Raw genomic sequence first — 14,088 nt, 5'->3', positions numbered from 1 at the left:
GTCAGAACTGCAACAGGAACAGCGCCGCGCGTCTCGCCGGTCGCTATTTTCTTCGTTTTTCAATGACCTGAGACTATCGCACTGAGTGGCACGCTGCTTGCGACGATGAAGGCTGGTTCACTGGAGAACTCGCCATGCACACACTCGCCTGCACCCTCACGCTCCTGCTGGCACTGCTCGGTTCGGCAGTCGTCGACGCCGCCATCCTGCGGGCCGGCAGCACCTGCACCTACGCCACGCCACAGCTGGCCTTTGCCGCTGCCAACAACAACGACACCGTGCGTGTGCGCAGTGGCAACTACCCCGGCCCCTTCGTCATCACCAAGGCGATTCGCGTCGAAGGCGGCTACGACGACTGCAGCAGCAGCACCCGCTCCGGCCGCAGCGATTTTCACGGCAACGCACCTGCGCAGAGCGCCGAGTCGCTGTTGCGCATTCCGGCACTCGCCGGCCAGGTAGTGCTGGACCGCATCACCCTGCGCGACAACATCAAGAGTGCTGGTGACGGCGGCGGGCTGCATCTGACCTCGACCTCAGTGGCGCTGAAGGATGTCGAGATCCGCGACAATCGAGCCTACGCCGGCAACGGTGGCGGCATCTATCTGGACAACGCCACCGTCGAGCTGGTGGAAGACAGCAGCGCACTGATCGAGCGCAATCGGGCCAACGCCGGCGGCGGCATCGCGGCGAATGGCAACACCGCGCGCATCTTGTTCGATCTGGGTGCGGTGGGGGCTGCCGCCGTTCTGCGCAACAACCGGGTCAATACCAATTCCGGGACCGGCGTCGGCAGCGCCATTTATCTGTTCAACGGCGGCGATGCGGTGCTGATCGACACCTTGATCGAAGTGGACAACAACGAGCCCTTCGGCGCCGGCTCGGCGATAGCGGTCGCGGACAGCGCCTCGATCTCCGGATTGACGCTGCGAGGCAGCAATCTGCTCTCGCATGCCGCAGTCACCAGCACCAAATACAGCGCGATCGTCGCCGCCCCGGCCGGCAATGCCGTCATCATCATCAGCGATAGCCTGATTGACGGCTGGCGCACCGGCTTGATCCTGCGCGACGGCAGCGCCCGACTCGATCGGGTGATTTTCAGCAATCAGGTTGGGAGCAGCTCCGGCGGCGGCATTCGCCTGCTCGGCACTGCGCAACTGGAAGGCCACTCGCTGCAGTTCATCAACAATGGAGCCAACCAGGGTGGCGCCATGGCCGTATTCGAGAATGCCAGCTGGACGCTGTTCGGCGCGCCCGGACTGCCCACCCGCTTTGTCGGCAATGGGGCGGTCGATGCTGCTGGTCTCGGTGGCGCGATCTATCACAACTCGACCGGTAGCGGCAGCATCAACGACAGCCCTACCGATTGGGGGCTGGTCGAATTTCTCGACAACTCGGCGGCGACTGGGTCCGGCACAAGTCAAAGCCACGGCGGCGCCATCTATGTCGACAGCGCGCCGGCCGCACAACTCATCCTGCGCTCTCCGCTGGTGTTCAGCGGCAACCAGGCGGCGCTGGATGGCGGGGCGATCCATCTGAATCGGGGACATTTGCGCCTGGATGCGCGCGTCGGCGAGCAAATCGAGTTCAACGGCAACACGGTCGGACGTGACGGTGGCGCGATCTACCGCGCCACTGGCAATCAGTTGCTGATCAATCAAAGCTCGGGCAGTCATGGCAACGTGCTGTTCGGCGACAATTCCGCGACTTCTGGGCACGGCGGGGCGATCGCCGCCATAGGCGCCGGCGAACTGCGCATCCAGGCGCCTGCCCAGTTCACCCATTCCGGCCCCAACAGCACCGCCGACTACGGTGGTCATCTGTACGCTGCGGCCAGCGCCGGCCAGCAATCGGTGGTTGAGTTGCAGGGTTGGGATGGCATCGGTCGCGGCATCCGCATTGCTGGCGGCTACTCCGAGTTTGAAGGCGGCGGCGCCTATCTGTCCGGCGTCAGTGGCACGCTCGACTGGGTACAGTTCGGCACGCCTACCCAGCCCAATCGGGTATTTACCAGCGGTGGCGCCAATCTGGTGGCGATCGGCGCAAATACCCAGATCACGCTGCGCAACAGCTCCTTGAGATACGGGATGCAGTCCACCTCAGGTGGCAACGGGCATGGCTTGCTGGTCAGATCCGGTGCCAGCGTGCTGATGGAGTCCATATTCGGCGTCGCCGGCACCCCGCCAGCGCCAGGTCAAGCCTGGCCATGCCAGGCGGCAACGCTGGCGCACGAGCGGCATTGCAGTGAAATTGCAGACAACGGCGACATCAACACCCTGGGCGGCGGAGTCTATGTGGAAAGCAGTGCGCAGCTGACCCTGCGCGGGGTCAGCATCGACGGCAATCTGGGCAACCCGGGCGCGCTGCAGATCGAGTCGGGTGGCAACGTCACCGCCAGGAATGTGCGCATCAGCCAGAACAGCGGTGGCATCAAACTCGATGCAGGCGCACAGATGGATGCAGAACACCTGACCTTGACCGGCAATACCGGCATCGCGCTGGAACTGGCCAACAACGCCGCCACCAGCATGACCCTGGCGCGATCGATCGTCTGGGCCAACAGCAGCGGCATCGTCAAGGGCGCGCAAGCGACGCTGAACTTCGACTGCAATATCAGTCAAAGCGCGCCCTTCGGACTCAACGCCAACCCGGTGCTGGTCGACACGCCGCGCGGCCTCTATCGCCTCGGCGCTGGCTCCGCGGCCATCGACCTGTGCCTGGTTTCCGGCCAGTCCAGCGACCTTGATGGCCATGCGCGCCCGGCCGGCAACAGCTATGACGGCGGCGCCTTCGAAAGCGACGGGAGCTTGCCGGACCTGATGTTTGCCGATGGCTTCGAGTGATCCCACGTCACCACCGGTCGCGCCGCGGGGGCGCTCCTACCACAGCGGGGCACCACCGCCGGTCGCGCCGCAAGGGAGTTCCCATCACAGCCCGGCACCCGTAGGAGCGACCTCGCGTCGCGACCGCTTTTGGCAACAGCAGACATCGCGGGCAGAGCCCGCTCCCATAGATGGATTCACAGATCCCGTGTTCTGGCGGCCCGTGCCGCCGCGGCCTCGGCTTGCTTGGTCCAGCGCCTGGCGTAGGAGGGATTCAACGTCTTGCAATCCGCGAAAGCCTGGTCGGCCAGTTCGATCCGCGCAGCCGGAGCCAAGCCCCCGGCGCTGATCGCATGCTCACCGAGCAACCTGTGGAAGGCGCCGGCATTGCAATGGACGATGCCGTCGGCGGCACTGCGCGGATGTGCCAGCAGCGCCTTGATCGTGGCCTCACCCTGGGCAATCGTGGGCGTCGCCGACAGGCCCTTGCGCAAGGCCCAGCGCAGGCGCGCCACCACCCATTCCAGGCGCTGTCGAGTGGCACTGTAGAGCTCCTCCGGATCGCTCATTGCTGCGCGCAAATGGCGATCCGATTCGGCGAAGGCGTTGGCAGCCTCTTCGCTGTCGACGTCGTCCAGGGCCACTGCCTTCTCCATGGTCAGCCACGCCAGCAGACTCTGGTCGAGTGAGATCCCTGCACTGGCCGCCTCTGCGGCGATCGCCTGCGCCAATCGCAGTTGCGGCAAGCGCGGCAGCGAGCGGGCTCTGGCCAGTTCCCCGTAGGTGGACAGCTGTGCGATGGCCTGGGCGTAGCCATCGGCGCGCCCCGGGGCCACGCTGCGCAACCGGGCCAACAAGGACAAGCCCCGCTCCAGCGTTGGCGTCGCCGTGTCGAATTCGGCATCGGTATCGGACCAGTTGGCATATGCCGCCCACAGATCTCCCAGGTTGGCTCCCTGACTGAACAGCAACTCAGGATCATCGGGTGCGGTGGTCAGCGCTTCATTCAGCAGCGCAATGGCCTCATTCATGACCCTGGCGGCGCTGGCCAGATCCTGATTGCGCAGAATGTAGAACTGAAACACCAATGCCAGCCCCAGCGCGTTGATGGTGTCCGGGTCCTGCGGTCGTAACCGGCGCGCTTCGCGCAGAGCGGTCAGCGCCAGGTCAAAGGACTCCACGTGATCCTGGCTGCTGTGGTTGTTGAGCAGGCGCGTGCGTTGTGACAGCAGGCGCCCTCGCAACAGCCAGCCCGGCGCGAAGCCCGGAGCATCGACCAGCAAGGGATCGAGCATGGCGATGGCACGATCGTGAACTGCCAATCCCGCATCCAGATCGTCAGCCAGATGACCGGCCTGCAGGAGGAGCGCTCGCGCGCCAATCAGACGCGCACCCAGCAGTTCAGGTTCGTGCTGCAATGCCAGATCCGCATGTTGTATCGCCGCCTTCAGGGCCTGCGTCATGGCGGCATCTTCCTGCCGCAGGTCGTGGTTCTGGGCGATGGCTTCCCAGACTGCGGCCAGCGTTTCGTGGGTGATCGGATCAGAGGGATTGGCCGTCAACGCCTGACGGCAGGCCGGATGCAGCGCCTCGGGTGATTGCGGTGCCGCAGCACCCAGCGACAGGCGCTGCCTATAACCACCAAGCGCCGCATCGCAGACACGGCGCAACACACGACCATCGCTGCGAGCGGTGCTCGCGGCGTTCTCGAATAGCGCCTGTGCCTGCTGATAGGCGCGCTGCGCTGCATCGCGCTGACCCCGACTGGCCTGCTGCGCGGCCTCGGCCATGGCCAGATCGCCGCTCAGCCATTGCCGCGCGTATTCGGTCGGTGGCTCGGCCGGGATTTGTGTCAGCGCCCGACGCGCGTGGTCGAATGAATTCTCGATCAACAGCAGGCGCACCCGCTCCAGCCCGTCGGTCGCTCCGGTGCTGGCGAGATAGGCGCGCGCCGGCAGCAGATCACGCTCACGCGCGCTACTCAGCGCACTGTTGCGCTCTGCCTCCGGCAGATCGGCGAAGCGATCGGCGGCCAGTTGGTACAACTGCAGATGCGCCGACGCCAGGGCCTTGAGGTCGGTCCCATCGGCCAGTCCGGCGCTGGCCAGCGGCGTCAGCGTCGCGACGACTTCGCGGTAGTCGCCCAGCGCCAGTGCCGAGAGCCCCAAGGATCGCCGTGCCATCGTGCGTATGCCCTCGGATTCGCCTGCGAGGTGCGCAATGGCATCGCGCCCCAGCCGCGCCAGCGCTTCGCGCTCTGGCCGTAGATCGTGCAGCGGCGCCAGATAGGCGATGTGCATGCGGCTGCGCACGATCTCCCGGGTGGAGCCCAAATCCCGTGCCAGAACTTCGCGGTGTGCGCCATCGAGCCGCGCATAGACCCAACCCGACAGCGCCAGCAGCAGACCCATCGCCATGACAGTACCGACGCTCCAGGCAACCCGATTCTTGCGCCAGCTGCGCCGCAAGGCGTAGCCGACGCCGGTATCACGCGCCCACACCGCCAGCCCGCTGCGGTAGCGCTGCAAATCCTCGCGGATGGCGCTGACATCGGCATAGCGGCGTGCCGGTTCGCGCTCCAGGCACTGCATGCAAATGCGTGCCAGATTGCCGGGAATTCCGGGCTCGTAGCGGCGCGGACTGACGACGTCTCGGGTGATGATCTGCGTCATCACCTCTGCCGCGGAACTGCCGGCGAAGGGAGATCGATCACAGAGCGCGCGGTACAGCAGCCCACCGATCGCCCAGACATCGGTGCGACGGTCTATATGCTCGCGCTCGCCGCGCACCTGCTCGGGCGCCATGCTCTCGGGCGTGCCCACGATCTCGCCGGTGGCGGTCAACGCACCGTCGTCGCCATGCTCGGCGCGAGCTACGCCAAAATCCATCACCACCGGTGTCAGCAGGCCCTGCTCGTCGCGACACACCAGAATGTTCGCGGGTTTGATATCGCGATGAATCAGCCCGGCGGCATGCGCGGCCTCGACGCCACGACAGATGTCGATCAGCAAGTCGACCCGGGCATCCAGCGGCAATCCTTGCCAAGCCTGGTCCAGCGCACAGCCCTCGACCAGCGGCATCATGATCCACGGCTGGCCGTCGGTCTCATCAAACTCGTGGATGGCACAGACGTTGGGATGGCGCACGCGCGACAGCACCGCCGCCTCACGCTGCATGCGCCGCACGGCGTCGCTGTCGGTGGATTTCAGCAACTTGATGGCCACCCGACAGTTGCGCGTCGAGTCGTAGCCCTCGAGCACTGCACCCATCTGCCCCTCACCGATAGGCGTCAAGGTGCCAAAGCGATCAATCAATCGCGCCGCCGACGTCACATCCAGTCTCGCGCATTCAAACAACTGCGATTCTAGTCCGCGGGCGCACCTGCGCCTTGACCGGAATGTGGCCGTGCTGGTCATGGCTCCATCGGAACTGCCCGTTTGCGTGCCAGTTCCCTGGAATGCCGAGTGGTACTTGGCGCTGTTGATCTGCGGCCGCATCGCCAAAAGCTGCCGAGTGCAACTCGGCGATCCCGATTGCCGTCGCCCCCGTCACCTGCGGCAAGCCTCGTGTGCGTTGCCGGTATGCCGTCTCAACGACGGCCTTGGCAAGGTAAGATCAGTTCAGTCGCCCTGCGCTGATCGAGAGCCCGAACCTTGCAGCTACTCGCCGAACTCAAGCGTCGCAACGTCTTCCGCATGGCCGGGCTGTATCTGGTCGTGGCCTGGTTGATCGTGCAGGTGACCGAGACCGTGCTGCCGGTCTTCGATGTGCCCAATTGGGTGTTGCGGGTCATCATCATCCTGCTGGCGGTGGGTTTCGTACCGGCGCTGGTGGTGTCCTGGATCTTCGAACTGACGCCGGAAGGGCTGCAGCGCGATGAGGACGTCCACACCGGCGATCCGGGGTACACCGGCGTCGAGCGTCGCCTACGCCGGATCAGCGACCGGCCAGTCGGAGCACCGTTGGCACCGCAGGGCGCGCGGCGCCTGGATCGCGCCATCATCGTCAGTCTGCTGCTGGCACTGAGCTACTTCGCCGTCGACAAGTTCTTTTTCTCGGCCGCGCCCGATGGCGCAGTTGCCCAGACCGCCGCCGCGGCCAAGGGCAAGTTGGTGGCAGTCTTGCCCTTCCGCAATCGCAGCAGCCGCGAGGAGGATGCCTATTTCGCCGAGGGTATCCACGACGATCTGCTGACGCAGCTGTCCAAGATCAGCCAATTCAAGGTGATCTCGCGCACCTCGATGATGGCCTATGCCGACAGCAAGCTGTCGGTGCCCGAAATCGCCCGTGAACTGGGCGCGGGCGTGGTGCTGGAGGGCGCCGTGCAGCGGGCCGGCGATCAGGTCCGCATCACCGTACAGCTGATCGACGGCAACACCGATGTGCACCTGTGGGCGGAGAAGTACGATCGTGAATTGAGCACCGAGACCATCTTCGCCATCCAGGCCGATGTGGCTACGGCCGTCGCCGGCGCCATGCAGCTGGTATTGAGCCCGGCCGACGCCAGTGCCCTGGCGACCGGATCCACGGCCAGCCTGCCGGCCTACGAGGCCTTTCTGCAGGCCAAGCTGCTGGCGCAGCTCGATCGGGCCACGCCCGAGCGCTTTTCCCAGGCGCTGGAGTATTTTGATCGCGCCATTCGCCTCGACCCGCAATTCGCCGAAGCCTATGCCCGCAAGGCCCGGCTGCAGCTGGCGATGTACTGGTTTGCCTATGCCGATGCCTCGATGCGGGTACAGGCCGTGGATTCCATCGAACAGGCGCGGCGACTGGCCCCTGACGCCATCGAGACGGCGATGGCCGAAGCCTATATGCGCTATTGGGGCGAGCGCGATTACGCCGGTGCCGAAGCCATATTGGCTCGCTTGCTGGAGCGCTCCCCGGATTACGCCGAGGCCTGGTACGCGCGGGCGCTGGTCGCCCGCCGGGATGGCCGCTTCGAGGACACCATCAACGCCTTCAACCGGGCGTTGGCGATCGACCCCGCCAACACCGACACCATTCTGGAGCTGGGCAATACCCTGGCGGGCCTGGGCCGGCTGGATGAAGCCGAAGCCTTGTTTGCCCGCAGTTCCGCCTGGGCCAAGGACATGGGTGTCGGCAGCAGCGAAAACCTGATGGCCCTTGGGGATTATGAAGGCGCCTGGGCCGCCGTCGACGGTCCCAACGAGTTCTATGCGGCCTTGCCCTTCCGCATCGCGCTGGCCACCGGCGACCCCGAGCGCATCCAGCGCGCGCTCTCATCGGAGCTCTGGCCCAAGCGCCTGCACAGCGTGCCCGAATACCCCGAAACCTACGCCCTGGCCCAGGCCGAAGCACTGCTGGTCAGCGGCCAGCAGGCGAAGGCGCGTGAAGCGCTGCTCGCCATCAAGGCTCGCCTTGAAAGCCTGGATCAACCTTATCCCGGCGGCTGGGCATCAAGCGGGTCCTATTTCTACTACCCCTGCGAACTGCCCGGCATGTTGGGTGACCTGGAAGGCGTGCGTGCGGCAGAACGCGATTTCCTGGAGAACGCGCCCAAAGATGCCTGGGCCGAAGCCAGCGTGCGCCTCTCCCTGGCGATCGCCTTCGCGCGTGCTGGCGATCCCGAGCGCGCCCTGCATCATCTTGAGTATCTGGTCACGACCTTTGGCGTGTCGAGCCTTGCCGGTGTCGCTGCTGCGCCCGGCTTTGCAACTCTGCGCGAACACCCGCGCTTTCTGGCACTGCAGTCGGCCTACGCAGCCTGGCAGGCCGAGCGCCGGAAGAAGGCCACCTAGCAGCTGAGGCGCAAGGAGGCTGCGGCGGCCGAGCGGCGGCTTCAAGGCGCTGGTGGAGGGCGCCGCGCCTGCGGCGCCGCTCTGGTGGGTGCTCAATCCGGAGCAGGGGCACCCGATCAAATGCGTCTGAGCGACCAATGCTCATCGTCACGGACGCTACCCACCAACGGGGCTGTAGACGAACACCCTCCGGGAATTCGAGCTGCAGCCTCCGGCCGAGAGACCGAGTTCGAGCGTGCTGCCCGCACGTGGTTCTGGCACCACGAAGCTGGCGCTGGCGTCGCGGCCGGCCTCACCCGTGGCATCCGCGACACGAGGTAGCGAGATTCGCACATAGGCAGGCGGCGGGTCGCCGAGCCAACCCGAGGTGGGCTCGAAGCGCCGGCTCACCGAGGCCGAGACGCTTACGGTCTGGCCCACCACCAGGTTGTCGGGAATCTTGCCCCAATTCACTCGCACCTCGGCGTCGTAACCCACCCGTGGCCACTCGGAGGGTTCCTTGTCGGCGTCGGGCAGGGTGACGGTCGCACCGCAGGTCACCGACAGGCCGGTGTCGGAGAACGACGCCTTCTGGCGATGGTTGAGGACAGTCGGGAGTTCGTTGTCGGAGCGGCGCACCTCGACCAGGCGCCAGCCGCCGCTGCCACCGGTGACCACGATCGGCAGGTCGAGCACCAGATCCGGCTTGCCCTGATCCCCGCTGACGCGCACCCCCAGGCTGGTGCTTCCCGGGCCAGCGGCAGCAAGCGAAAACACGTCGCGGCCACCGCTCGCGGCAACCACCGCGCTGTCGGGTGCGCTCAACTCGACGCAAGCAAAGCGCCTGCGGACGAATTGGGTCAGATTCGGGCTGGTGCCACTCGGGTCGATGCCGATCAGCTTCAGACCAGTCAAAGACTCGCCCGGGCCTATCGCGATCCGCTCCAGGCGCTGCCCGCGACTGTCAACCACGGCCAAGCCACTGAGCCGGTCGAGAAAGGCGTTCCGGACCGTAGCCGGGAGCGTGCTGGAGCCGTCGGCAAGGCGCACGGCGAGGCGCTGGGTGCCGCGACACGGCTGCCATGCCCAGGTCGCCGCGCTGTCCGGATGAATGCCCTGCTCCAGTTGCAGACGCGCACGCTGGAAATCGGCCAGGATGGCAGTGCCGGTGCTGGCATCGGCCGCGGCCTGGCGACCGATCAGAACCGGGACCACCCACTTGCTACCGCGTTGCACCGCGCCGACAAGCTTCGCCACGCGGTCATCGAAGGCCTCGTAACGCAGCGAGCCGGGGTCGATGACCACCTGCGCGACCACCTCGAAATGCAGGCGCGGCGCCGCGCGGATGAGCAACTCGGGAGTCGTGACGACCACCCCGACCAGACCACCCTCGTAGCTGACCCCCACCGATTTCGGGTTCGACGGATCGATCAAGGCGTCAGCAGCACTCTCGACGCTGACCCGAACCCCGGGCGGGTACTTCACACCGTCGGCCAGACGCAGGCGCGCGCCGGCGGGCTTCAAGCGGCCGGTCTCCAGGTCGTGCTTGAGATGGTAGATGGAGCGGCGAATCTCGGCGTTGGCGGTGATCGACTCAAGCTTGTACTGCAGCGCGTCGGAGATGCCGTCTGCCGCGGGCACGAACTCGACCGCCATCTGCACGACGCCGGCAAACACCTGCGCGACCTTCAACGCGCCAATTCTGGTGAACCCGTGCTTCATGGTCTCGCCGAGCACCTCAATCGAGTTCCAGCCAGTGTCGCCGGCCTGGTAGAACCACGACGCGACGTCGCCCGCCCCTGGCACCTGGCCGATTCCGGTATTCAAGCTGTTCATGTAGAACTTGAGTTCGGTGACACCGAAGTCGCGATTCATGGCGGCGTCGATGTTGCGATTGAGCTCGGCATAGGTGATCGGCTGCGCGGAGCCCCCGCCAGCCTGGGGGCCTGCCGCCAGACTGGCCGCGAGCACGCCGCTCACCAGCAGTCCCGCGCCGCGACCGGCGGCGCCATTGTGGACGTGAGCGCTCGCAGGCTGTGGGCTTGCGGGATGGCGCGGCTGCGGCTCCCATCTTGCCTGCCGGTCGGCACGCTCGGCGAGCTCGTTGTTGAGCAGTTCGTCGGGCACGACGCCGATGACGATCCAGGGCTTGCCTGCGCCAGAGCGGCGCAGCACGCCGAGGACACCATTGTCCCAATGCGAGATCCCCGAGTTGTGACTGACACGGAAGCTGACTTCGGCGCGCACCGTGGCCAGGCTGCCGTCGGTCGACAACATCGTGGCGCGCACGCGCATCCGGAACTCGTCGATGCGCAGGCTCGCGGCGGCCGCTTTCAGCCGCGCCCGCTGCAAGCGCGCAGCCTCTGCTCCGACCGCGTCCAGATCCCACTCGCGCTCGAGCGCGGCCAGGTCGCCTCGTGCCTGAGCCGTAAGCACCCGCGTGAGCACCTCGGCCGGCTCGCCGCCGGCGGCTTCGGCAGCAGCGGGCACCATTGCAGCAGCTTGCCCGGCGGGTGCGGGCACGGGTACAGCAGGCGCAGCCACCGGCGATGTCACGGGCGCAGCGGAGCCCACAGTGGTGGCCGCTGTTGCCGACTGCCCGAGATGCGCGCGCGCGTCCTCCAAGTCACGCGCGGCGGCTGCGTGTCCCGGGTCGGCGACCAGCACCTCGGCGTAGGCATCCGCCGCCCGCCGCCAGTCCCGCAGACGCTCGTAAGCCGTTGCCCGTGCGTACAAATAACGTGCGCTGCCCGGGGCGAGCCGGATCGCGCGGTCGTAATCAGCCAGGGCCTTGCGATCTTTGCCGTCCGCTGCCCACCAGTAGCCGCGCCGGTAAAGCGCCTCTGCGTTGTTCGGGTCCAGCCGCAGGGCGGCTTCGTAGTCGGCGAGCGCCGGGTCCCACTGTTTCAGTTCTACACGCACAATGCCACGCAGCAGGTAGGCGGAAGCGTTGTTGGGGTCGGCAGTGATAGCCCCATCCAGCAGCGGCAGAGCCTCCTTGAACTGCTCGGCCTTGATGAGCACAAGCGCGCGCTGGAGCTCGCCCCCTGCCGCTCGAACTGGCGCTGCTGCAAGAAACAGGGCAAGCGCCGCCAACGCCATGGCGGACAGCAGGATCGAGCGCAATTGGTTGGGAAGTCGGCTGTCCATCAGACCCTCCATCGGTCACGCTGGGTGTCTGCACTGGACCCAGCGCTGCTGGGCGACACATGCTTGATAGCGGCTTGGTGTGAGCTCCCTCACAGACCCCAGAGTGCCCTGACCTCTGACCCCGGTGCTTGATCGCAGTCAACGAGTCTCTGGCCCTACTCAAACCGTGTTTCGGGATCGCCGAGTTGCACTCGACGCCGTTGATGTTGGGCCCGGCCACCAAAAGCTGCCGATTGCAACTCGGCGACCCAGTCAGGACCTCGCGCATCCATGTTGTCGGCCAATCCCGGCCATTTTCCAGCTGCCCAGGCTCACCAGGAACGTCGGCAAGGTAAGATCGCCGCTTCCATCCCGCGCTGGCCGAGAGTAAGCCCTTGCAACTGCTCGCCGAACTCAAGCGCCGCAACGTCTTCCGCATGGCCGGGCTGTATCTGGTGGGCGCCTGGCTGATCATCCAGATCGCCGAGACGCTGCTGCCGATCTTCCACACCCCCGACTGGGTGCTGCAGGCGCTGGTGGTGTTCCTGGCCATCGGCTTCATTCCGGCACTGGTGTTCAGCTGGATCTTCGAGCTGACTCCCGAGGGCATCAGGCGCGATGCCGAGCTGGCGCCGGGGCAGTCGATGGCGCCGCAGACAGGACGGCGCATGGACCTGCTGATCGCTGTCGGACTGCTGGCCGTGGTGGCACTGATGGCGGCCGATCGCTACTGGCCCGGAACCAGAACCGAAGCGCCGCCAGCCTCACTCGAAACCGCAGCGGCCGCGCAGTCGCTGCGGGTGGCGCCGGTTGACGCAGTGGCGGACGGCAACGACAGCCGTTCCATTGCGGTGCTGCCCTTCGTCAACATGAGCTCCGATCCCGACAACGAATACTTCGCTGACGGCATCTCCGAAGAACTGCTGAACATTCTCGCCGGCATCGACGGCCTCAAGGTCGCCTCACGCACTTCCGCCTTCTCCTTCAAGGGCAAGGACACGCCCATTCCGGAGATTGCCCGGCTATTGGGAGTGCATCATGTGCTGGAGGGTTCGGTACGCAAGCAGGGCAATCAGGTGCGTATCACCGCGCAGTTGATTGAAGCCGGCAGCGACGCCCACCTGTGGACGCAGACCTATCAGCGCGATCTGGACGACATTTTCCTGGTACAGGAAGAAATCGCTGGCGCCATCACCACCGCGCTGAAGGACATCCTCGGCGCCCGCGAGGTCAAGGTGGATGCCCCCACGCGGAACATGGAGGCCTACCAGCGCTACCTGCACGGGCGCTCGCGCTTCTATCAGCGTTCGGAACTGGATCCGGCCATTGAGGATCTGCGCTTTGCGGTCGAGCGCGACCCGGATTTCGCCGAAGCCTGGGCCTATCTGGCGGCTGCCTACTGGTTGATCGGCAACACCAACTATGCCACCGAGCTGCGTCGATCGGAGATCGCGCCGCTGGCCGGTCCGGCCGTCGACCGGGCCATGGCACTGAAGTCGGACATGCCGATCGCAGTCGCCCTCAAGGGCCGGCTGACCATCGACTCCGACACGCCGGGCCGGGTGGCCGAAGGCATCCGCCTGATGGAACGCTCGGCAGCGCTGCCCACACCAGACACCACGCCAAAGCTGTGGTTGGCCCTGATCTGGCTGGAGTTGGGCTACCTTGATCGGGCGCTGCCATTGCTGGAGAGCGCGTTGCAGCTCGAACCCATGGTGGGCATCAACAGCGGCGTGCTCGGACTGGCGCTGGCCATCGAAGGGCGCCGGACCGAGGGCGCCGAACTGGTGCTGCGGGCCGTCGAACTGAATGGTCTGGCCGTATGGGGAAATTTCCTGGCCGCCGATAGGCTGTACGCCGGCGACCGCGCCGCCGCCGCCGAGCTGGTCGCGGCGATGCTGCCGCTGTTCGGCGATCGATTCGCTTCCGAGCGCGCACAGTCTGCCGGCCTGCTGATGGCCCTGCAGAATCCAGCGCGTGAGCAGGACTATCTGCAGTCGGCGCTGGATGCGCCAGCCGAAATCTACGGACTCGGCTCATCATTGTTGCTGGAGTCGGTGATGTTCGACGGCGGCGATCGTGCCTTCAAGCTGGTCGAGTCCGGTCAGACCAGCGCCTGGGTCATCATCAATACCGCCTGGTTGCCCGCCATGCGCTGGCTGCGGGAAGACCCGCGCTATTTTCGACTGATGCAGTCCCGAGGACGGGTGGAATACTGGGACAGCCATGGCTATCCGCGCGGCTGTGCGCCCATCGATGCTGCGGAAGGTCGGCATCTGTCCTGTCCGGAGCGCTCATGAACATGTCGTTCCTCGCCGAACTCAAGCGCCGTAATGTCATACGCATGGCCTCCGAGGTGTCGGCCAGCGCGTCGGTCGCGTCGCAGACAGCGGAACGCATAT

5 protein-coding genes are annotated in these 14,088 nt (G+C 66.0%); 3 read left to right on the top strand and 2 right to left on the bottom strand.

Features of this window, described 5'->3' with window-relative positions:
• Positions 1-134 precede the first annotated feature (134 nt).
• Complete coding sequence (locus H7A19_18485; GenBank protein MCP5476821.1) at positions 135-2,840, top strand: hypothetical protein; 2,706 nt, start codon at positions 135-137, stop codon at positions 2,838-2,840.
• A 176-nt stretch (positions 2,841-3,016) separates the two neighbouring features.
• Here H7A19_18485 and H7A19_18480 read toward each other — a convergent pair whose 3' ends face one another.
• The gene (locus H7A19_18480) at positions 3,017-6,133 is read right to left on the bottom strand and encodes a protein kinase (GenBank protein MCP5476820.1); all 3,117 of its coding nucleotides are present in this window, start codon (positions 6,131-6,133) and stop codon (positions 3,017-3,019) included.
• Positions 6,134-6,472: 339 nt separating this feature from the next.
• Between H7A19_18480 and H7A19_18475 the strand changes: the two genes are divergently transcribed.
• Entirely contained in the window at positions 6,473-8,578 is a 2,106-nt protein-coding gene (locus H7A19_18475) for a tetratricopeptide repeat protein (protein MCP5476819.1), read from the top strand.
• 156 nt (positions 8,579-8,734) lie between these two features.
• Here H7A19_18475 and H7A19_18470 read toward each other — a convergent pair whose 3' ends face one another.
• A complete protein-coding gene (locus tag H7A19_18470) occupies positions 8,735-11,707 on the bottom strand; it encodes a tetratricopeptide repeat protein (GenBank protein MCP5476818.1) in 2,973 nt (990 codons plus the stop codon).
• 374 nt (positions 11,708-12,081) lie between these two features.
• Between H7A19_18470 and H7A19_18465 the strand changes: the two genes are divergently transcribed.
• Positions 12,082-13,986, top strand: coding sequence for a hypothetical protein (locus H7A19_18465; protein ID MCP5476817.1), 1,905 nt, complete (start codon positions 12,082-12,084; stop codon positions 13,984-13,986).
• Positions 13,987-14,088 lie beyond the last annotated feature (102 nt).

Source organism: Rhodanobacteraceae bacterium (assembly GCA_024234055.1).
Classification (GTDB): domain Bacteria; phylum Pseudomonadota; class Gammaproteobacteria; order Xanthomonadales; family SZUA-5; genus JADKFD01.
The sequence above is the reverse complement of the archived record's forward strand: the minus strand, read 5'-3'. Positions and strand labels throughout refer to the sequence as shown.

Coding starts and splice junctions, on each gene's coding strand:
- H7A19_18485 (MCP5476821.1), top strand. CDS start 135: ATGCACACACTCGCCTGCACCCTCACGCTCCTGCTGGCACTGCTCGGT.
- H7A19_18470 (MCP5476818.1), bottom strand. CDS start 11,707: ATGGACAGCCGACTTCCCAACCAATTGCGCTCGATCCTGCTGTCCGCC.